Annotated in this window: 25 protein-coding genes, 1 tRNA gene and 1 pseudogene; 10 read left to right on the forward strand and 17 right to left on the reverse strand. The window is 49.3% G+C overall.

The annotated features are described in order from the left end of the window. The first annotated feature begins 62 nt into the window (after positions 1-62). Entirely contained in the window at positions 63-506 is a 444-nt protein-coding gene (locus MKQ70_RS27345; protein ID WP_248075874.1) for a low affinity iron permease family protein, read from the forward strand. 244 nt (positions 507-750) lie between these two features. Here MKQ70_RS27345 and MKQ70_RS43405 read toward each other — a convergent pair whose 3' ends face one another. The 12 genes and pseudogenes from MKQ70_RS43405 to rimP all read right to left on the reverse strand — a co-directional run bounded on the left by MKQ70_RS43405 (position 751) and on the right by rimP (position 11,626). Then, positions 751-1,593, reverse strand: a complete 843-nt coding sequence (locus MKQ70_RS43405; protein WP_308199204.1) for a lyase family protein — start codon at positions 1,591-1,593, stop codon at positions 751-753. 28 nt (positions 1,594-1,621) lie between these two features. After that, positions 1,622-1,963: a lyase family protein gene (locus MKQ70_RS43410; RefSeq protein ID WP_308199549.1), complete on the reverse strand. Its 342-nt coding sequence runs from the start codon at positions 1,961-1,963 to the stop codon at positions 1,622-1,624. A 270-nt stretch (positions 1,964-2,233) separates the two neighbouring features. Continuing rightward, positions 2,234-2,743, reverse strand: a complete 510-nt coding sequence (locus MKQ70_RS27355) for a SixA phosphatase family protein (RefSeq protein ID WP_248075876.1) — start codon at positions 2,741-2,743, stop codon at positions 2,234-2,236. 138 nt (positions 2,744-2,881) lie between these two features. Further along, entirely contained in the window at positions 2,882-4,090 is a 1,209-nt protein-coding gene (locus tag MKQ70_RS27360) for an amidophosphoribosyltransferase (RefSeq protein ID WP_248075878.1), read from the reverse strand. Further along, entirely contained in the window at positions 4,066-4,728 is a 663-nt protein-coding gene (locus tag MKQ70_RS27365; protein WP_248075880.1) for an amidophosphoribosyltransferase, read from the reverse strand. The genes MKQ70_RS27360 and MKQ70_RS27365 overlap by 25 nt, the downstream gene beginning before the upstream one ends. Before the next feature lie 127 nt (positions 4,729-4,855). After that, positions 4,856-6,262 carry a peptidylprolyl isomerase gene (locus tag MKQ70_RS39725; protein ID WP_282456790.1) on the reverse strand — a complete coding sequence of 469 codons (1,407 nt, stop codon included), beginning with the start codon at positions 6,260-6,262 and terminating at the stop codon, positions 4,856-4,858. 145 nt (positions 6,263-6,407) lie between these two features. Then, positions 6,408-6,821, reverse strand: coding sequence for an EF-Tu/IF-2/RF-3 family GTPase (locus tag MKQ70_RS39730; protein ID WP_282456792.1), 414 nt, complete (start codon positions 6,819-6,821; stop codon positions 6,408-6,410). 115 nt (positions 6,822-6,936) lie between these two features. After that, positions 6,937-8,271 (reverse strand): annotated as a pseudogene (gene infB / locus MKQ70_RS27385) (translation initiation factor IF-2); the annotation flags it as partial. Between the two features lie 887 nt (positions 8,272-9,158). After that, on the reverse strand, positions 9,159-9,773 hold the full coding sequence (locus MKQ70_RS27390; RefSeq protein WP_248075881.1) for an NADH-quinone oxidoreductase subunit E: 615 nt from the start codon (positions 9,771-9,773) through the stop codon (positions 9,159-9,161). Positions 9,774-9,898: 125 nt separating this feature from the next. Beyond that, a complete protein-coding gene (gene nusA / locus MKQ70_RS27395) occupies positions 9,899-11,005 on the reverse strand; it encodes a transcription termination factor NusA (RefSeq protein ID WP_248075883.1) in 1,107 nt (368 codons plus the stop codon). Beyond that, entirely contained in the window at positions 11,002-11,145 is a 144-nt protein-coding gene (locus MKQ70_RS27400; protein ID WP_248075885.1) for a hypothetical protein, read from the reverse strand. The genes nusA and MKQ70_RS27400 overlap by 4 nt, the downstream gene beginning before the upstream one ends. Before the next feature lie 16 nt (positions 11,146-11,161). Continuing rightward, positions 11,162-11,626: a ribosome maturation factor RimP gene (gene rimP, locus MKQ70_RS27405; RefSeq protein WP_248075887.1), complete on the reverse strand. Its 465-nt coding sequence runs from the start codon at positions 11,624-11,626 to the stop codon at positions 11,162-11,164. A 193-nt stretch (positions 11,627-11,819) separates the two neighbouring features. Here rimP and MKQ70_RS27410 point away from each other — a divergent pair, with 193 nt between their 5' ends. Continuing rightward, positions 11,820-12,053, forward strand: a complete 234-nt coding sequence (locus MKQ70_RS27410; RefSeq protein ID WP_248075888.1) for a GlsB/YeaQ/YmgE family stress response membrane protein — start codon at positions 11,820-11,822, stop codon at positions 12,051-12,053. Positions 12,054-12,266: 213 nt separating this feature from the next. On the opposite strand, the gene MKQ70_RS27415 is transcribed toward MKQ70_RS27410, so the two are convergent. Then, a complete protein-coding gene (locus MKQ70_RS27415) occupies positions 12,267-12,467 on the reverse strand; it encodes a hypothetical protein (RefSeq protein WP_248075891.1) in 201 nt (66 codons plus the stop codon). Between MKQ70_RS27415 and MKQ70_RS27420 the strand changes: the two genes are divergently transcribed. Further along, positions 12,456-12,599: a hypothetical protein gene (locus MKQ70_RS27420; RefSeq protein ID WP_248075895.1), complete on the forward strand. Its 144-nt coding sequence runs from the start codon at positions 12,456-12,458 to the stop codon at positions 12,597-12,599. The genes MKQ70_RS27415 and MKQ70_RS27420 overlap by 12 nt on opposite strands. Here MKQ70_RS27420 and MKQ70_RS27425 read toward each other — a convergent pair whose 3' ends face one another. Continuing rightward, entirely contained in the window at positions 12,600-13,040 is a 441-nt protein-coding gene (locus MKQ70_RS27425) for an HAD-IA family hydrolase (protein WP_248075898.1), read from the reverse strand. 312 nt (positions 13,041-13,352) lie between these two features. Here MKQ70_RS27425 and MKQ70_RS27430 point away from each other — a divergent pair. Both MKQ70_RS27430 and MKQ70_RS27435 read left to right on the forward strand, forming a co-directional pair. Next, a tRNA-Ile gene (locus tag MKQ70_RS27430) sits at positions 13,353-13,426 on the forward strand. Between the two features lie 105 nt (positions 13,427-13,531). After that, positions 13,532-14,173 (forward strand): hypothetical protein, encoded by a 642-nt coding sequence (locus tag MKQ70_RS27435; RefSeq protein WP_248075901.1) that lies wholly within the window; start codon positions 13,532-13,534, stop codon positions 14,171-14,173. Between the two features lie 80 nt (positions 14,174-14,253). Here MKQ70_RS27435 and MKQ70_RS27440 read toward each other — a convergent pair whose 3' ends face one another. From MKQ70_RS27440 to MKQ70_RS27450, 3 genes are all read right to left on the reverse strand, one after another. Then, positions 14,254-15,612 (reverse strand): sulfatase family protein, encoded by a 1,359-nt coding sequence (locus MKQ70_RS27440; RefSeq protein WP_248075903.1) that lies wholly within the window; start codon positions 15,610-15,612, stop codon positions 14,254-14,256. Between the two features lie 114 nt (positions 15,613-15,726). Then, positions 15,727-16,485, reverse strand: a complete 759-nt coding sequence (proC, locus tag MKQ70_RS27445) for a pyrroline-5-carboxylate reductase (protein WP_248075906.1) — start codon at positions 16,483-16,485, stop codon at positions 15,727-15,729. 121 nt (positions 16,486-16,606) lie between these two features. Beyond that, positions 16,607-17,092: an HNH endonuclease family protein gene (locus tag MKQ70_RS27450; protein ID WP_248075909.1), complete on the reverse strand. Its 486-nt coding sequence runs from the start codon at positions 17,090-17,092 to the stop codon at positions 16,607-16,609. Positions 17,093-17,978: 886 nt separating this feature from the next. Between MKQ70_RS27450 and MKQ70_RS27455 the strand changes: the two genes are divergently transcribed. From MKQ70_RS27455 to MKQ70_RS27475, 5 genes are all read left to right on the forward strand, one after another. Next, complete coding sequence (locus tag MKQ70_RS27455; RefSeq protein WP_248075911.1) at positions 17,979-18,551, forward strand: CPBP family intramembrane glutamic endopeptidase; 573 nt, start codon at positions 17,979-17,981, stop codon at positions 18,549-18,551. Next, entirely contained in the window at positions 18,551-18,781 is a 231-nt protein-coding gene (locus MKQ70_RS27460) for a putative signal transducing protein (protein ID WP_248075914.1), read from the forward strand. Before MKQ70_RS27455 ends, MKQ70_RS27460 begins: the two co-directional genes overlap by 1 nt. 37 nt (positions 18,782-18,818) lie before the next feature. Continuing rightward, the gene (locus MKQ70_RS27465; protein ID WP_248075918.1) at positions 18,819-19,694 is read left to right on the forward strand and encodes a phosphatidate cytidylyltransferase; all 876 of its coding nucleotides are present in this window, start codon (positions 18,819-18,821) and stop codon (positions 19,692-19,694) included. An 81-nt stretch (positions 19,695-19,775) separates the two neighbouring features. Continuing rightward, positions 19,776-20,432: a phosphatidylserine decarboxylase family protein gene (locus tag MKQ70_RS27470; RefSeq protein WP_248075919.1), complete on the forward strand. Its 657-nt coding sequence runs from the start codon at positions 19,776-19,778 to the stop codon at positions 20,430-20,432. A 57-nt stretch (positions 20,433-20,489) separates the two neighbouring features. After that, on the forward strand, positions 20,490-20,702 hold the full coding sequence (locus MKQ70_RS27475; protein ID WP_248075921.1) for a hypothetical protein: 213 nt from the start codon (positions 20,490-20,492) through the stop codon (positions 20,700-20,702). Positions 20,703-20,765: the final 63 nt, after the last annotated feature.

Below are 20,765 nucleotides of genomic sequence, written 5' to 3' on the forward strand. Positions count from 1 at the left end.
AAGAATATCAGGTAACGGGTCTCTCTTAAAAAGGAGGCCCGTACTTTTTTAAACCATGTTCTATGAAAAAGAAAATTCCACTCTTTGAAAGGATCGCCGGAAAAGTAATTTCCGCGACCGGTAGTTCCCGGGCTTCTATGATCGCCATGGGCGCCATCGTGGTTTGGGCCATCTGCGGGCCCCTTTTTAACTACAGTGATACCTGGCAACTCGTCATCAACACCTCCACCACCATTATCACCTTCCTGATGGTATTTGTGATCCAGAAATCGCAGAACAAAGACAGCAAGGCTATCCAATTAAAACTAAACGAACTTATCGCGGCAACAAAAGAAGCCAGTAACCGGCTGATCGATGTGGAAGATTTATCGGAAGAGGAGCTGGATACCCTGCACAAATTTTATTTTAAACTGGCGGAAGAAACCGGAAAACAGCTGGAATTGAAGCAATCGCACTCTGTAGAAGAGGCCATGTCGAATACAAAGGAAAAATTAGGCACAAAATAGCAAAAACCTTACTGGTAGAGGATTTGCAAGCATATATTGTATTTAAAACACAAAACATTTTAAAAATCGGGGCATTAAAATTATTTATTGTAAAAAGAACAATAATAGCTTATCAAATTGATTATCAACTAAAAATATAAAGCGGCTCTTCCAGAGCCGCTTTATTCAAAATCATCTTATTTATTGATAAACTTCGGGTGAATCATATTTTCGAACGTAAAAATCTCATCCCATTTCTCCTGCGTCAGCAACCCTTTTCTTTGACTGCCGGGTCGTGCACCGACTTACCCGTCTCCAACGCTTCCCTCGCAATTGCTGCCGACTGCTCGTATCCAATGATCGGGTTCAGTTGTGTAACGATGCCAATACTGCCCATCACCATCGCGCGGGTGTGTTCCGCGTTCGCCGTAATACCCGATACACATTTCTCGCGCAGGGCATTGCAGGCATTGGTCATATAAGTAATAGATGTGAATAACGCCATTGCAATTACCGGCTCCATTACGTTCAGCTGCAACTGGCCACCTTCCGCCCCAAGCGTTACCATCAGGTCGGCGCCGATTACGTAAAACGCGGTCTGGTTCACTACTTCCGGAATTACCGGGTTCACCTTGCCCGGCATGATCGACGAGCCTGGCTGCATCGGCGGCAGGTTAATTTCGTTTAACCCTGCCCGTGGACCGGAAGACAATAATCTCAAATCGTTACAAATCTTCGAAATCTTTACCGCAGTACGCTTCAGTACACCGGAAAGTTGCACATACGCGCCGGTGTCGTAGGTCGCTTCAATAAGGTCGCCTGCCAGTACCAGCTCCAGGCCGGTCACGTCGCGGAGGTATTTAGTTACGAGCCCCGCGTACCCTTCCGGGGCATTCACCCCGGTACCGATGGCGGTGGCACCCATATTTATTTCAGAAATCAGTCGTTTACTATCTTCGATCCTCGCCAATTCCTCGTTCAGGTTCGTGGCAAATGCGCGGAACTCGTCGCCCAAACTCATCGGCACGGCATCCTGCAACTGGGTGCGGCCCATCTTGAGCACATTTTTAAATTCATTTCCCTTGGACCCAAAAGCCTCGGCCAACAAGCGGATCGATTCGCTGTAAGCTGTTAATTTATTGATTGATCAGCGCAATGCGGAACGCCGTCGGGTACGCGTCGTTCGTGGATTGCGAGCAGTTTACATGGTTGTTCGGATGACAATATTTGTACTCGCCCTTCTTTTTACCCATCATCTCGAGCGCCACATTCGCAATTACCTCGTTCGCGTTCATATTCACCGAAGTACCTGCCCCGCCCTGAATCAGGTCGCTCATGAACTGGTCATCAAAATCGCCGTTGATCACCCGGTCGCTGGCCTGGATAATATACTCCGCAATCTGCGGATCCAGTGTGCCCAGGTCCCGGTTGGCCATCGCGGCGGCCTTTTCACAAACCCTAACGACTGCACGAAAAATCGCTCCGTCCGGATGGGGATGCCCGTAATATGAAAATTCTCCAGCGCACGCTGCGTCTGAATGCCGTAATACACGTCATCACGCAATTCCTTTTCTCCTAAAAAATCATGTTCTATCCTAACCATTATTATTCGTTTAGTGCTAATAAACGGCAGTTTACACCTTTTTTCCATTTAAAAAGCAGGAGTCCCACCTCCGTATGCTATGCAACAGCCGTTGCGTCGCACACTTCAGCGGCAGCAAATCAATTCATCAACCTAAAAACAAGATTTAAAACAAAGTCGCGCCCTCATTTTTGGGATAATCGAAAAAGAGGAAGCGCTTTTTAGCGCGGTCAAAGTCTTTCCAGCAATCTGTATCCGCGGCTATCGCAAATATACCGGCAGTGGGTACATTGTCGATGCGCATTTCCTCTGTCAGGTAGTTCGCGAAATCGGTGATGCCTGGGTTATGGGCAAAAATCGCTACCTGGTCAAAGTCATCATCAATTTTGGTAATTACTTTCAGGAAAGTGGAGGCATAACAGAGGTATAATTCCTCTTCCAGCAAAATGGCCTGCCGTGGATATTTCCACTCCCTGGCCATAATTTTTGCGGTAGATCGTGCCCGCTTAGCCGGACTCGAAATAATAAGTTGCGGAATAGTGCCACGTGACGAAATGCGCTCTGCCATTTCAGGAGCCGCCGCCTTGCCGCGTTTATTGAGCGGCCGGTCAAAGTCGTCCATGTCCGGGTCTGTCCAGCTGGACTTTGCATGGCGAACGAGAAGCAATGTTTTCATAAAACAGTTTGAAAACAATTGATAAACAAACAGTTTATTCCAATTTACGGAATTTACACCGGAAGTTAAATCGTAAATGCTTCCCATCAGCCAGCTGGTGACCGAATTAAGACTAAATTAACACGAACGGGCAAGTACTTAGTACCCCCGTTCGTTTTTGCCTTCCATAAAGTTCATGAATGCCTTGTTCACTACGCGGTTACCGCCGGGAGTGGGGTAATTGCCGGTAAAGTACCAGTCACCCAGGTTGTTCGGACAGGCATCGTGCAAACCGTCTATTGACTGGTAAATCACATCCACATGGGCGCTGATGCCCGTCGGGGTAATGATTTGCGCGATCTTATCAGAAATCTCCTGTGTAGTAAAAGGTTTATAGATATTACGCACCACGTTTTGCGCGTGCAGCGTGTTGGTTCTTTCCAGTTCTTTACACAAACCGTAGGCCTCCTGCAAAATGTGCTCCCTTCCGGTTTCCTTCAGCAACGAGATCGCTGCCTGGAAGGCAACGAAGTCGCCCATTTTACTCATATCGATACCGTAACAATCCGGGTAACGGATCTGCGGCGCAGATGATACTACAATAATACGCTTAGGTCCGAGCCTGTCCAGCATTTTGATAATGCTTTCGCGCAGGGTGGTACCGCGAACGATGGAGTCATCGATCACCACCAGGGTATCTACGCCTGGCTGCACCGTACCATATGTAATGTCATACACGTGCTGTACCATTTCGTTACGGCCACTGTCTTCGGTAATGAACGTACGCATTTTCACGTCCTTGATCGCGATCTTGTCTATGCGGACGCGGCGATTCACCATTTCAGTGAGCTTCTCCTCATCAAAATCTTTTTCCCAGCTCATGATCCTTTCTACCTTAATACGGTTCAGGTAAGTTTCCAGGCCTTTGATCAGACCATAAAAAGCTACTTCGGCCGTGTTGGGAATAAAGGAGAAAATAGTGTGACGCAGATCGTTGTCAATCGCTTTCAGTACGGTTTCAGAAAGATTACGGCCGAGCGAAGAGCGCTCTTTGTAAATCTTTTCGTCGTTGCCGCGAGAGAAATAAATACGCTCAAAGCTGCACGCACGGCGCTCTTTGGGCGTTAATATCTGTTCAATGCTGTAGTCGCCGTTTTCTTTCACGATCAGCGCATTGCCGGGCATCAGCTCCAGCACTTCGTTTTCACCAACGTTAAAAGAGGTACGGATGGCGGCTCTTTCAGAAGCAGCAACGATTACATCATCATTAATATAATAGTAGGAGGGGCGTATACCGTGCGGATCGCGGATCACGAAGGAATCGCCGGAGCCAATGAGGCCGGCTACGTGATAACCGCCGTCGAACATGGAGAATGCGTTTTGAAGAATGCTTTCACGTCCAGGCCATTCTCACGGGTTTCGTCTTCTTTAGCCAGGAAATGATGCACTACTTCCAGCATCGCTGCCAGATCGCTGTTCTTGTGGGTATCGCCCGGAAATACTTTTACAAAATTGAAAAGCTCATCAACATTCACCAGGTTAAAGTTACCCGCCATGGTAAGGTTGCGTGCGGGAATGGTGTTGTGACGAACAAAGGGATGGCAAAGCTCTTCGTTGTTTTTGCCCTGTGTAGCGTAACGCAGGTGGCCCATCAGCAATTCGCCCAGGAAACGTACGTGACCTTTCATCAAACCAGGATACTTGGTGATTTCAGGCTGATACTTCTCTACTTCGGAAATTTCCTGTCTGATCCTGGCGAAAACGTCTGCAATAGGTTGGTTAGCGCTGCTGCGGATGCGGTTCATGAACGGAACACCGGGTTCGGTGTGTAATTTTACTGCGGCTACCCCCGCTCCATCCTGACCACGGTTATGCTGCTTCTCCATCAGGAGGTAGAGCTTGTTGAGTCCGTAGAAAACCGATCCGTATTGTTGTTGATAATAACTGAATGGTTTTCTTAATCTTATGAATGCAAGTCCGCATTCATGCTTAATCGCGTCACTCATGCCGTAAAATTGAAGATGCAAAGTTAGTGCAATTTGGGAGCACGGCAATGGACTTTTTGGTGTTATAGGTGGATAGAACTTCGGCGCCATCAATGAGAAAGGAGCACCATTTACGGTGCTCCTTTCTCTATTTTAATAAAAAGCTGACGGATTTATTTCTTAGCCGGGCGTTCATCCATGAAGCCACATTCGTACAGTTTTTGAACTCGGGCTCCACATCCACATAAAAAGTAGGGATTTTGTCCAGCAGCCATTTGTTCAGTGTTTCGGCCTGTTTAATCTTCATCGCGCGTTCCCGGATGCGGGCGTAATCGTCCTGCAGGTTTTCGCGGTGCGGCTGGGTGCGGGTTTTCAGGTATACGATGCGCATACCATTGCCGCTGCGAGGGTCTTCATACTTCATTGGCTTGGACACTTCACCCGGCTTCAGGTCGTTCAGCGCCAGTACAATGTCTTTATAAGTAGGATCATCCAGCATATCGATGGTGATCAGGCTGCTGCCGCTGTTAGGATCCTGGATCATACCGCCGGTGAATTTCGCGTCCGGCAGATCGCTGTATTTGTAAACGGCGTCTGCGAAAGTAGTTTTACCGGCCATGATGGCGCTGCGCAGAGAATCTACTTTCTTGGTGGCGGCAGTCATATCTTCATTGGTAATGCCTGCTTTGATCAGGATGTGCTGTACGGTTACGTTATCACCCTGCCTTTTCAACATTTTAATCAGGTGGTAACCGAACTGCGACTTCACGGGCTGGGAAATTTCACCTTCTTTCAGGCGGAACGAAGCCGACAAAAATGCGGGGTCCCACATGTTTTTATCGTTACGGTTCAGCGTGTAAATACAGCCGGTTTCCTTACATCCCGGATCCTCCGAGTAAATCTTAGCGAGTGTGCCGAAGTCGGTAGTACCCGATTCTGCACGCTTTTTAAATTCGTTCAGGCGCTCCACGGCATAGTTGCTCATTTCGGAACCTGCTTTTGGTATCACCACCAGCTGCCCCACTTCCAGTTCGGATTCGTAGAACGGCAGGCTGTCTTTCGGAATACGTTCAAAGTTTGTTTTTACTTCGGTAGGCGTCACTTTCACCGTGCCTACAATTTTTTCGCGCATCGCATCGGCCAGCATCTGCTCGCGGATGGGCTCGCGGAAACGTTCGCGCAGCTGGTAAACAGTGTAGCCAGTTATTTCCTCCATTTTCTGGCGGGTACCGTACACCGATTCAAAGTAACGGATCTGGCTTTCGATACGACCGGAAACGTCGGCATCGTTAATGGGCAGGGAGTCGCGCTCGGCCTGCAACACCAGCACCTTGTGGGCAATCAGTCGTTCCAGTACGCTGCAGCTGGCATTAGCCGGCAACGGCTGATCCAGTGCCTGTTTCTGGAAGTCTACAAGACCAGATTCCACTTCGGAACGGAGAATGATTTTATCGCCAACTTTGGCAACGATCTTGTCTACAATGTAACGCGTCTGGGCAGAAGCGGCGGAGGCCAGGCACAGGGCGGAGGCAGACAGTATCAATAATTTCTTCATATTTCTCAGGTGAATCACCAAAATAACCAATAAATACTAAGCCCCGCAAAGACGGGTCGCTTATTTAACAAAAATTTCGGATTTAGAAAGGGCGGAAACCTTTGTTGACAAAGCCTTCCGCCCTTTTCTTATGTACGTTATGGTATTATAAAGTACGCTTAACTTCTACTTCTTCAAAACCTTCCACGATGTCTCCCACCCTGATATCATTATAGTTTCTGATACTCAGACCGCACTCCATATTGGATACCACTTCTTTCACATCTTCTTTGTAGCGTTTCAGGGAGCCGAGTTCGCCGGTGTAAACCACGATACCGTCGCGTACCAGGTTCACCCTGGTGTTGCGGGCTAAGCGGCCATCCAGTACGAAACAACCAGCCACTGTAACCTTGTCGAATTTGTAGGTTTCGCGGATTTCCACGTTGCACACCACTTTCTTTTCGATTTTCGGTTCCAGCATGCCTTCCATAGCGCTCTTCAGTTCGTCGATCGCGTCGTAGATGATGGAGTAAGTACGGATCTCGATGTTCTCTTTCTCGGCCAGTTTCGCCGCCTGCATCGACGGGCGCACCTGGAAGCCGATCAACAGCGCATCGGATGCGGTAGCCAGGGAGTACGTCGGATTCTGTAATCTGACCCACACCTTTGTGTACCACGCTTACTGCAATCTCTTCGGTAGAAAGTTTCTGCAGGGAATCGCTCAGTGCTTCTACCGAACCGTCAAAGTCACCTTTGATGATGAGGTTAAGCTGCTTGAAGTTGCCCAAAGCCAAACGGCGGCCGATCTCGTCCAGCGTAATGTGCTTTTTGGTACGGATACCCTGCTCACGCACGATCTGCGCACGGCGGTTAGCCACATCTTTAGCTTCGCTTTCGTCTGCATACATCTTGAACTTCTCACCAGCCTGCGGCGCACCGTTCAAACCAAGGATCTGTACAGGAGAGGATGGACCTGCAACTTCCAGACGCTGACCGCGTTCGTTGAACATGGCCTTGATTTTACCGAAGTGCTGACCAGATACGATGGTATCGCCCTGGCGCAGGGAGCCGTTGGATACGAGCAGAGTAGTTACATAACCACGGCCTTTATCCAGCGTTGCCTCGATGATGCTGCCGGAACCTTCGCGGTCCGGATTGGCTTTCAGTTCGAGCAGTTCTGCTTCCAGCAGTATTTTTTCGAGCAGGAGGTCAATGTTCAGACCATTCTTCGCAGAAATTTCCTGGCTCTGGTATTTACCACCCCAGTCTTCTACAAGCAGGTTCAATTGCGCCAGCTGTTCCTTAATTTTTTCCGGATTAGCCCCTTCCTTATCAATTTTGTTGATGGCAAATACCATCGGCAGGCCTGCAGCCTGTGAGTGGGAGATGGCTTCCTTGGTCTGTGGCATGATCGCATCATCCGCAGCTACTACGATAACGGCAATATCCGCCACTTTTGCACCACGGGCACGCATCGCGGTAAACGCTTCGTGACCGGGAGTATCGAGGAAGGTCAGTTTTTTACCGGTAGCAGTGGTCACCTGGTAAGCACCAATGTGCTGTGTGATACCGCCGGCCTCACCAGCTACTACGTTCGCGTTGCGGATGTAGTCAAGCAAAGAGGTTTTACCGTGGTCAACGTGACCCATGATCGTTACGATCGGCGCTCTCGGCACCAGATCAGCCGGATCATCTTCGATTTCCTCTTCATCAGTATCATCTGCATCTTCCAGACCGATGAATTCAACTTCGTAACCAAATTCACCGGCTACCAGTTCAATTACCTCTGCATCCAGACGCTGGTTGATGGATACCATGATGCCAAGACCCATACATTTTGAGATTACCTCTGCAAAGCTCACGTCCATCAGGTTTGCCAGTTCGCTTACGGACACAAACTCAGTTACCTGCAGTTTGTTATCCTCAGAGCCCCTGTTGGCCATCTGTTCGTCATACTCACGGCGTTTCTCACGGCGGCGGGTTGCCTTGGTGTTTTTACCACCACGGGTATTGCCACCAAGTTTGGCCATGGTTTCCTTGATCTTATTCTGGATCTCGTTTTTGTCGATTTCTTTATCTTCCGGACGACGGTTATCGGGTTGATTATTACCGCGGAATCCGCCACCTTGTCCGGGGCCGCGATTGCCATAGTTACCGCGGTTCTGACCACCTTGTCCGGGGCCGCGGTTACCGTGCTGTCCGCCACCAGGTCCACGGTTGCCATGTTGGCCACCTTGTCCGGGGCCGCGGTTACCGTGCTGTCCGCCACCGGGTCCACGATTGCCATGTTGGCCGCCTTGGTTACGTTCCTGGTAAGGACGGCTTTGGCCGGTGCCTGGAGCATTTGTATTACCACGGTTATCGTTGTTGCGATTGTCGCCGCGGTTACCACGGTCCTGCGGGTACTCGCCCGGTTTAATGGGCTCCTGCTTTTTCTCAACGATAATGCGTTTGCGCTTACGTTTTTCGTTATCCTGTTTGGCTTTGTTGTCGCGACGGTCGTTATTTACCGGCAGTTCGATCTTGCCGATCAACTTAGGACCTCTCAGCTTTTCAGCTTGGATGTTCGTGATTACCTTATCACTATCATCGCCGGCGTCACCGGATTCGTCATTTTGGGCAGGCGTTGGTATTTCGGCCTGTTCCTGTTTTGCCGCAGGGGCAACCACTTTCTCAGCCGGGGGCGGAGTGGCGGGCGTTTCCTTAACGACTACCGTAGCGGGTGCCTGAACGGCGGGGGCTTCTTCTGTTGTTACAGCCACTTTTTCTTTTTTATCTTCTACTACTTCTTCCTTCTTTTCTTTTACGGGCTCCTTCGCGGGCGGTTGCGGTACAACCACTTCAGCTGCGGGCTTCACCGGTTCGGGTGTTGGCTCGGGCTTAGGTTTTTCCGCTGCCGGGGGCGGCGTAACGGGCGCTACAGGCGCGGTTTCTCCTTTTTAACCGCAGCCGGAGGAGGCGTTTGCGGTTTCCTGTGGCGGTTCAGCGCATCCAGGTCAATAGTCGTCACAACTTTAGGCCCGCTGATACGGTTTGTATCAACAGGTTTAGCCGCCTCTGCAGGCTTATCCTCTGCCTTGGGAGGCTCAGGGGCTTTTTCCGGTTGTGCAACCGGTGTTTCGGCTTGTGGCTTCGTTGGTTCTGGCTTAGGCTCCGCTTTTGGAGAGGCAGGTGCTTCCGGCGTAACCGTTGAGGCTACGGGCTCGGGCTTGGCTTCCTCTTTGGCGGGCGCCGTTTTTTTGGCTGCCGCGGCGGCTGCTTCTGCTTCTTCTTTCTCTTTCTTCTTCGCGGCATCTAACACGGTACCTTTCGGCAAAGCAATCTGGTCGCTTTTGCGCTTATTCGCTTTATCCTGCTGAAATTCCGCCTGCAACGCATTGTACATCGGTGCGGTGAGACGGGCGTTGGGCGAGCCAAATTCTGCCGTATCGTATCCTTTATTGGCCAGGAAGTCGACGAGCGTATCCTTACCAATATTAAATTCCTTGGCGGCAGCCAGCAAGCGCGGTGTGTTGTTTGTTGATTCGGGCATATTGAATTTCTGCCTCTCCCCTTCTTCGCCAGTGGCGAAGACTGTTTTAACTTTTAATTAATTACTTAATAAGATACCATCTTCACTTTATGAAGCCAATCCCCCGGGGAAGGTGGGGACGAGCTTTATTCTTTCTCAAACTCCTCTTGTAATATCCTGCGAACTTCTGTTACTGTTTCTTCTTCCAGGTCTGAACGGCGTACCAGCTCTTCTGCGGTCAGTTCCAGCACACTGCGGGCAGTGTCGCAACCAATACGTTTGAGCTCGTCGATGATCCACGCTTCGATCTCGTCGGAAAATTCTTCCAGGTCGATATCGAATTCTGCCTGTTCCTGCTGCTCGTCGCGGAAAACGTCGATTTCGTAACCCGTTAACTCGCAAGCCAGTTTTATGTTCACACCCTTTTTACCAATGGCCAGTGATACCTGGTCCGGATTCAGATAAACAGAAGCGTATTTGTTGTCGCTATCGACGTCCATACGGCTGATCCTGGCGGGCGTAAGCGCGCGTTGGATAAGCAGCTGAAGGTTGTTGGTGTAGTTGATGATATCTATGTTTTCGTTGCGCAGTTCGCGTACGATCCCGTGGATGCGGCTACCTTTCATACCTACGCAGGCGCCTACCGGGTCTATACGGTCGTCATAAGACTCTACTGCTACTTTCGCTCTTTCGCCCGGCTCACGTACGATCTTTTTGATCACGATCAAACCGTCGAAAATTTCTGGAACCTCAATTTCCAGCAGTTTTGCCAGGAAGGAGGGGTGGGTTCTTGAAAGAATGATCAGCGGGGAATTGTTCTTCATTTCCACTTTCTTCACTACTGCCCTTACGTTTTCTCCTTTTTTGAAGTAGTCGGTCGGAATTTGTTCCGCTTTAGGCAATATTAACTCATTCCCTTCATCATCCAATAATAAAACTTCTTTTTTCCATACCTGATAAACTTCACCGGTTACGATTTCGCCAACCCTGTCAGCATATTTTTTTACCAGGATGTTCTTCTTCAGATCGCCGATACGGGCAGAAAGTGTTTGTTTCGCTGCCAGGATGGCGCGGCGGCCAAAGTCCATGATCTCCACTTCTTCATAAAGATCTTCACCTACCTGGTAATCGGGTTCTATCTTGATGGCATCTGTATACGCGATCTGGGCGTTATCGTCTTCCACCTCGCCATCGTCCACGATGGTACGGCGGCGCAGGATCTCCGTGTCACCTTTTTCGGTATTTACGATCACGTCGAAGTTCTCGTCAGAGCCATACTTTTGCGCAGGAGCGTTTTGAACACATCTTCCAATACCTTCATCAACGTAGGACGGTCGATATTTTCCGCTTCCTTAAACTCGGTGAATGACTCAATCAGGTTAATACTAGCCATTTTTTTACTTTATTGTTTAAAACACAATGCACACATGCGTGTGCTTGATTTCAGAGAAATTTATATCTGTTATTTTTTGTTCTTTCTTTTTACCGATCAGCTCCTCGATGGTCACTTTTTCTTCGTCCGCCGCCAGCAGCTTACCTTCTTTGGCTGCACCGTCCAGCAGAGTTACCTCCACCTTACGGCCAATGTTCTTCCTGAACTGACGCTGATTTTTCAGCGGCTCGTCCAAACCAGGCGAAGATACTTCCAAAGAAAAATCATCGTTCGGGAAGATGCCGGAAGGTTCCAGCAGTGCATACAAAGCGCGGTTAAAACTCACCAGTTTCGAAATGGCGGCCCCGTTGTCAGCATCCAGGTAAACCTTTACATTGTTGGTCGGCTTAATTTTGATTTCAACCAAAAAATAGTCCGGGTTCTCCGCGATCACCTGTTCTACCAGCGTCTGGATCGATGCTATAATTTGTTCCTTTTCCATACAAAAAACAGAGAAGGGGACTTTCACAGCCCCCTTCTTTAGAATCTTTTATCAATGCAAAATTAAGATTTTATTTCAATACAAAAAGTATTTTTAGGTAAATGAAGGCTTTTCGCTAATTACAGTGTGGTCAACACTTCACATATAAAATAAAGGCTTTATATTGACATCGAACTAATTAAAAAAAAGAACTATGCATTGGTTGTGGTTTATACTTATCGGCGCTGCGGCGGGCTGGTTGGCGGGATTGATCGTGAAGGGGCAAGGAATGGGCTGCCTGGGCAATATACTCCTCGGCATCGTCGGCGGCGTACTGGGCGGATGGATTTTCCGCCAGTTACACCTGGCGCCCGCCGGCACTTTTGTAACGGCTTTTGCCGGTGCGTTCGTAATCCTTATGATCGCCAACCTGATCAGCCGGAAATAGTTTCATACAGGCCGCTCCGACCGGAGCGGCCCCCGTTTGCATCGAGGAGCTATAATCCCCGCATCTCCCTACCAGCTTTGTTCTATGGTTAACGCCTGCGAAAACCGCGATACCACCAATCGTCACTACAACGCAACAGCACAATGGCCGAAAACTCCCGATCAACAGGCCTTGCAAGTAATCTTTCATCAACAGAACCACTCCATCAACCCGTTAAAGAAAACCTAAAAACAGGGCCACCATTACCCCCTGAACAGGATTATCTGTTAACTTCGCAACCATGACAGCAATTCTTAAATTCCTTTTTACATTTTTATTTTTTGGCTGCTCTACAAACTGGTATTCGATTTCTTCATCCCGGTTTACAGGGCCACCAAACATGTAAAACGCCAGATGAACGACATGCAGGAACACATGCGTGAACAATTCCGTCAACAGGAGCAATCTTCCGGATATACTCAAAATACGCCGCCACCGCAACCCAGCGAACGACCGGACAAACCGGCCGATCGCGGCGATTACATCGAATTCGAAGAAGTTAAATAGTTATTTAGCGGCACGAAAGATATCCAGTATCGTTTGCGGTGCCTGCAGGTGAATCGTGCGTATACCCAATTCCTGCGCAGCAACGATGTTGGGCAGCGTATCGTCGATGAACAACGTCGCTGCGGGATCCAGGCGGTTTTCGTCCAGGATCAGCTGGTACGCTTCCTTCTCCGGTTTACGCAAACCGATTTTGTGTGAGTAATAGGCCTTGTTAAAGAACATGTCTACCGAAGGCAGACCGCGCGTTTGCATCAGGCGGGCGTTAAAGGCCGTGTGATGTATAGCGTTGGTGTTGCTTAACAGAAACGTATCGTAGTAATTCTGCAGCTGTTGCAGCAATTGCAAACGCGCCACGGGAAAGTCCAGCAGCATGGCGTTCCACGCGTCTACCAGTTGCGGAACGGTAACACCCTCGGGCGCCTCCTGCAGTAATTCGTGCAAAAAGTCATCGTTGCTGATAGCGCCAGTTTCCGGTCTTCGAACAAGGCATTCGCATGAAACTGCGAATACAGCTGCCTGAAATTTGTAACACCAAGATCTATGAACGCATTCTCGGTTAACATGTAATCGATATTGAGAATTACACCTCCCAAATCGAATATTATATGTTTGATCCCTTCCATATCGCTAATGTATTGAGCCGCGGCAAAGGTAATACAGTAGCGGGGTACGGGAAGTGTAAAAAATAATTTGAAATGATTAAAAAATATTTAATTTTGCCCCTCCCCTGAAAGGGGGAAGTTCTTAGGAACAGGTCCTATAGCTCAGTTGGTTAGAGCACCTGACTCATAATCAGGGGGTCCCAGGATCATGCCCTGGTGGGACCACGAAAAAAAGCAGTTACTCGTTTACGGTAACTGCTTTTTTATGTTGATGTTTTTCAACGTAATGGACTTCCAACACGCCGGCCCGCCTTTTGTATTACCCTCCACATGACTCGTCACCTACTCGCCATATCCTGCGTATTACTCGCCGTCGCCTGCCGCCAGCCGTCGACCTGCACACCGGTACGCCTTGAAGGGAAAACCGCCATAGCGGCTATTCTTGCTTTTGATACCATCATTCCGAATACGACCATCGTGGTACCCGATTCGATTGTATATTCTTCTACAAAGCAGATTACCGGGTTGCTGGATACGCTGGCAGACAGGCAATTGCTTAGTTACCGGCTGCTCGACAGCGCCCGCAACCGCCGCCGCCTTACCGGCCCGCAACTCGATGGACCCGATACGATTATGCTATATCGTTACGCCATCAGCTGGTCACCCGCCGCGAGGCCGGAAGGTGCCCGCCGTTCCGTTACCAGCGCCAGTTTCCTGGGGACCATTCTCCCAGGTGAAGTGCGCTATAGCGGCCGTGAAGTGCGGATTGGCAAAGTGGCCATTATAGAGGACGACACGTTATACTTCGATCACTCCTGCGAAAAAATTGCATTTCGTTATGCGTATAAAATGGAGCCCGCGAATGACCTGGGTGCTGCCCTGGCAGGCCCTGCGCATATGAGTACCGTGCGGTATTGTACGGACGGGTACGGACGGGCAGCTTACGGCAGAAACACAAAGGCCCGCCGTTGAAGTGGCAGGCCCTTAATCCGTTTATTTTTTTGTTGGAAAATCATCTTCGGCTGCTGCCAGATGTTTTTCCAACATCCGCGTCAGCTCCTGTTCTTTGCTGAAGAAGGCCGACTTGCCGGTGAGGTTATGCATTCCCCGGGATCTATCTGCAGGTTAAAAAGCTGTTTGGTTTCGCGACCCTTCACTTTATACCAGATCAATTTCCAGTTATCTTCCGTACGTACGGCGCGTTGCACATCCTTATAAGAGGTAAATACCGCCGGGCGGCCGTTTGCTGTTTTCTTCACCACCGGCAGCAGGCTTTGCCCCTCCAGCCCTTCAGGGCGTGGCAGGCCGGCATAGTCGCAAAGCGTGGGGTAAATATCCGTGAGTGCACAAAGGGCGTCGCGGCGCGCATCCGTGGGCAACCCCGGCCCGGAAAGGATTAGCGGTACCCGCATGCTGTGATCATACAGGTTTTGTTTGCCCAACAGGCCATGCTGACCAACTGCAAGGCCGTTATCCGCCGTAAAAATGATCAGGGTATTTTTGTCTTTCCCGTTTTTTTCCAATGCATCCAGCACCCTGCCAATACAATCATCTACTTCGGTTATCATAGCGTAGTACAGCGCCAGCTCACGTTTCACGAGATTCGTGTCGCGGGGCAACGGTAACAAATTTTCGTCGCGGACCGTTAACTCGCCGTTATCGAAGGGATGTTCAGGCATGTAGCTGCGGGGCAGCGGCAGTTTCGAAGGGTCGTACAGTTTGGCGAATTTTTCCGGGGGCGTACGCGGGTCGTGCGGTGCGGTAAAAGCAACGTACATCAGAAAAGGCGTGGAATCTTTCTTTTGGGAAAGATATTGCACCGCCGCATCTGCATAATACTCGCTGGAGAAGTGGTCGCCGGTAAACTGCGCACTGTTGGGGTATTGACCGGAACTGTCGAAATGGTATAGCCGTGGGGTGGCGTGGCCACCCAGTTTTACCTGGTGCATGCCGCCCATGAAAATATTATCAGCAGTGGTAAAAGCAGATTTAAACCCTTCTTTGCTGTTATGCCACTTGCCGGTTTCAAAGGTTTCGTAGCCCTTGCTGCGGAAGTAAGCAGGGAAAGTGGGGTAGTCGCAACCGCCGTTGATAAAGCAGTCCGGCAGCTGGTAATAAGGTTTGCCCGTTAGCAACATGGCCCGGCTGGGTGCGCATACCGCACCACTGTTTGCCCCCAGGATGTGCGCGCGGGTAAAGGCGACGCCGCGCTTCTTCAGGCGGTCCATATTGGGAGTGATCACGTGTTTATTCCCCAATGCGTGGATGGTATTGTACCGCTGATCGTCCGTAACGATCACCAGGATGTTAGGCCTTGCACCTTGCTGGGCGAGCAGCGGTTTTCCTATCAGAATAAAGCTGGCAAAAAGGGCATAAAGAAGGCAACCGCCTACCCTTTGTCTCTTGAACATAGCAAATCTTTAAATGGTCAGTATACTGGCACAGGCATATTAAAAAAGGCCCGGCGTGGTCCGGGTCCGGAAATTTATCCTTTTACGATCTTATTATAGGAAGTAGCGATGCCCTTAATGAGCGATGAACTGAAGCCCCTGGTGTTCCATTTCGTTCAATCCCGCGATGGTACAGCCTTTGGGTGTGGTTACCTTATCAATTTCTTCCTCCGGGTGACGTTTCTCGCGGATCAGCAGTTCGGCGGCGCCTTTTACGGTTTGTGCCGCGATGAGGTTGGCCGTACGCACATCGAACCCGATTTCTATACCGCCCTGGATATTGGCGCGGATAAAGCGCAACGCGTAGGCAATACCGCAGGCGCCCAGTACGGTAGCCGCATCCATCAACTTTTCGTCGATGCTGACAGTAACACCCAGCTGGTTAAACATGCTCTCTACAAACTGTACCTGTTCTTCCGATGCAAATTTATGGCAGATGCAGGTCATAGATTCGCCGATCGCGATGGCGGTATTGGGCATGGCCCTTACAAGCGGCATATCGCCACCCACAATTTTTTCCAGGTCGTCGATAAGGATGCCGGTGACCACGCTGATAAGCACCTGCCCCGGTTTGAACAGCGGTTTCAGGCCGGCCAGCACCTCCTTCACGTTATACGGCTTCAGGGCAATCAGCACAATGTCTGCCCAGGCAACGGCTTTGCCGTTATCTGCCTCAATATTTACGCCCTGGTCCTTTAACCTGCCCAGGGTGGCAGTATTGCGTTTGGTAATAGTGATATCCGCGGCTTTGGAGAAGCCGCTTTTCAATAATCCTTCTGCTATGGCGGAACCCAGGTTTCCGCCGCCGATAATGGCTATTTTCTTCGATGACATACGCGCAGTTTTATCCCTTACGGGTCTGGTAAGGTAACACAAAACAGGCAGCCATGCAAACGACGAACGGCGCCCCCGCAAAGGACCGCCGTTCGTCGTTGTATTTTCCCAAAAGCTGGTGTTAATCGATCGTTACATGGCTCCAGTTTTCGCCGCTTTTGATGCGGTAAAGCTGCATTTCACTGATATCGAACTGCTCAGCGATCTGCTTCATCGTTTTGCGGCCTGGTTTGGCCAGGATGCGTTTGATGCTTTTCACCTTGGTGATATTCAGTTTAAGCCCTTTTACCCGGTTCCGCTGGCGCTGCTTGTAGGCCAATTTGGCGGGACTATTCTGCTGGTGCTCCTCCATTTCCTGCTTGGTGGCCCAACGGAGGTTGGCCACCTTATTGTTTTTCTTGTCGTAATCGAGGTGTATTACGTACCGGTGGCTGCGGCCAGGTTTCGAACAAAACAGCTTGGCTACTTCGCGGTGGAGGTATAGCGACTGGTAAGTGTCGGCAGGCTTGATATTAAGCACCGTGTAGCCTTCTACCGTGGAACCGGTAAGTACTTTGCCGTCGTCATAATCTTCGGAATAGCTGATTACCCTGCCAAGATTTGACACGGCATACTTTTTACGCAAGGCAGATTTATTTTTTCTGCAAGTCTTTCCAGACTTCGTTTTTCTGATTTTTAAATGCGGTGGCCATGTGAAGTAATTTTTTTGTTGATTTTTGGGGATACATTTTTTGATGCTGAACCACACTTTCAACGAACCCATTCTTTTCCGGTTACTGTTTTTTATTGCCTCTTGGGGGAGCTTATTTATACCTTTAGTTGCGTCCTGAATTCGCCGTTCTTCTCCGGATCTGCCACAAGTTGTTGATTGTGAACTGTATATTTCTACGTGGATGTGCATTCATATTCCGTGCCGTTTCCCTGAGTAGTGTTTGTTATGACGTTCACTGTTCGGGAGCTAACTCCGGTTAGGGGATTTTTACCTCGTATTGCTGTTCCTGTTGTCACGTTATGCCGGAAGGATGATGTTAGTTAGTATACCTACAACCGTAAAAACCGCTTTCTTCCCACAGTTTACCAACTTAAAAAAGGCGATTATGACGCTGCGGAACCGTCAACTGGAAAACACAATGTAAATTTACAGAAATTTATACTGAGAACGATCATGAACGGCTTCCTTAATAAACAACCGGCATCGGCGCAACTGGCTACTTTACTTGGCTTTTTATCGGCTTCTTCTTCCTCTACTCCTTTGGCAGCCCCATGCTCATTTCGGCTATCTCGGGCGGCTACACGTTAGAAGAGCTCTTATCGGCTGTCAAAAAGGATTCCGGCCTTGCTAACTCTCTGAAATTAGCACAATTTTTATATACTTTCATTGTTTTTCTTGTACCTGCCGCACTTTTTCTTTACCTCCGTGAACCCCGGCCTGCGGCGGCACTTGGGCTCAATCGCCCCCGTCTGTCTACAACCTCGTATTTTCTCTTCTTATTATGGCAGCCGCCCTGCCACTTGTAGCCTGGCTCGCCGAATGGAACGCGGGGTGGCCGGTAGGCGACACACTGCGCAAAATTCAGGAGTCAGCAGAAGAAGGCACCAAAGCCATGTTAGCAGCCAAAAGCATTGGCGACCTGCTGGTAAACCTGTTAATAGCCGCCGTATTGCCAGCTATTGCCGAAGAAGTATTTTTCCGCGGCGCCATGCAGCGCGTATTTGCCGGAATCACCGGAAGTGGCGTCGCCGCCGTGATCATTACCTCTATTATCTTTTCGGCCATTCACCTCGAAGCCCCGGGTTTTGTACCACGCGTAGCGTTGTCTATGGTGCTTGGCTTTATATACTTGTTCAGCGGTAACCTATGGCTGTCCATCATTGCTCACTTTTGCAATAACGCATTGAGCGTATTATTGTTCTATTTTAACGGCAACGAAACCGAGAGCGACGAAAGTTATGCCTGGTATATTACTGCGCTGAGCGCACTGGTGGTGATCGCGCTGTTCGCCATGATGCGCCGCAGCAACAAAAACAACGTTTTATCTGTTTCACAACATCAAAATGAAGAATAATGGAAAAAGATTGGATTAAAGTATTTTCAAGCCCGCAGGGCTTTCAGGCGGAACTGGTAAAAGGCATGCTCATCGAAAATGGCATCAGCGCCGTATTATTAAGCAAACAATCGTCTGCTTTCCAGCAAATGCTGCCGGGAATGGAGGAAGTATACGTTCATGTGTCGCAGAAAGCTGCCGCCGAAAACCTGATTCGTGACGCGGGTGCGAACATTGAAAACAATTTTTAGCTTTGTAACTGATCAAATATAGCTTTACGGCCTGTCAATGAAGACCTTCATTACCCGCACAATATCCGCCCTCTTTTTTGTAGCCATCATGCTCGGGGGCATACTGTATACGTCCTTTACCTTCTTCCTGCTCTTTTTCATCGTGAACTTCTTTGCCCTGCAGGAGTACTTCCGGCTGGTGCGAAAAATAGATCCGGAGTATGAGCAGATATCCAGCTGGCACCGCTATGGCGTACTCATCGCCAGTTGTGGCATTATGATGGCCTTTTCCGGCGACCAGTTCGGCGGTGAAACCCTGTCGCTGGGCTTTTTAGGCTGGGCCATCGCCATCGTATTTATGATGGTTTTACCCCTGGGCGAAATACTGATGAACAACACCTTTTCGCTCAAAAACATGGGCTATTCTGCCCTGGGCCTGCTATACGTAACCATCTCCATGGGTATGCTGGTAGATATGCGTAATAACGATGTGCTGCAATTCACCCTGCCCTCCGGCAAACCCATTGGCTACCTGGTACCATTATTACTGATCATTTTTATCTGGATAAACGATACCATGGCCTATATCGTGGGCTCGCTGATTGGCCGTACCCCATTTTTCCCGACTATTTCGCCTAAGAAAACCACAGAAGGTTCCATTGGCGGTATGATCCTGGCTGTTGCAACGGCAGGTGTGTTTGGCTGGTTCTGGGGACGAACCGTACTGCCATTTCAGCACTGGCTGGCGCTGGCGGGAATTGCCGCAGTGTTCGGCACAACGGGCGATTTACTGGAATCAAAACTAAAAAGACTGGCAGGGGTAAAAGATTCCGGCAACATGATGCCCGGCCACGGCGGTTTCCTCGACCGGTTCGATTCATTACTGCTGGCCTCCCCCTTTGCCTGGCTGTACGTTTACTTTTTCCTTCACTGAGAATAATTAACTTCGTACCGCGGTTTGCGGTAAATATGCATAGCAAACACTATATCTAATTCTTAAATAATCAAAACAAAGATGACAATCCATCGCGAAGGAACGGCTACGATTTTATTGGTTTTAGTGGCCCTGGCAGTTATTAACGGCATCATATATTATTTCACCAGCGCTTACCCGGCCGTTACCTGGGGACTGCTGTTCATCTCCCTCGTGTTCTGGCTCTTTATCATTTCCTTTTTCCGCGTACCCAGCCGCGTGTTTAAAGCTGACGAGAATCTCGTTATTGCCCCCGCCGACGGCAAAGTGGTAGTGATCGAGGAAACCTTTGAAGCAGAGTACTTCAAAGACAAACGGTTGCAGATTTCTATTTTCATGAGTCCGGCCAACGTACACGTAAACCGCAACCCGATTGCCGGCGAAATCAAGTTGTCGCAATACCACGCCGGTAAATACCTGGTAGCCTGGCACCCTAAATCATCTACCGAAAACGAACGCCACACCGTGGTAATCGCTAATAAAAATAACGAAATCCTTGTTCGCCAGATTGCAGGTGCACTGGCCCGCAGGATCGTTAATTACATGAAAGCAGGTATGAAAGTGGAGCAGAACAGTGAAATGGGCTTTATCAAATTTGGCTCCCGCGTAGACATTTACCTGCCTGTTGGCACTAAGGTGAACGTGAAGCTGAACGAGATCGTACGTAACGGTCAAACGGTGATCGCTACACTGTCTTAATGTTTTAACAGTTTGTTTTGGCCTTAATACCTTAACTTTAAACTAAATAACGCAGTTATGAAGAAAGTATTTGCTTCCGCCGCTATCGTTCTTTGCTTCGCCGCCACCGCTGTTGCGCAGGATAAAACAAAGGCCGAGCCTAAAAAGGATAAAAAGGAGGCAGCCTGCAAACCGGGCGAAAAAGGCAAATCATGCTGCACCCAGCCCAGCAAAACAGCGGCTTTGAGAACGGCGAAACCGGTGGCTAAAACACCGGCATCAAAAAGTTAAATCAAGTATGCCATAATTGAAAAAGCGCTGCCTTACGGTAGCGCTTTTTTATTTTGTATATGC

Source organism: Chitinophaga sedimenti (assembly GCF_023156195.1).
GTDB classification, from domain to species: domain Bacteria; phylum Bacteroidota; class Bacteroidia; order Chitinophagales; family Chitinophagaceae; genus Chitinophaga; species Chitinophaga sedimenti.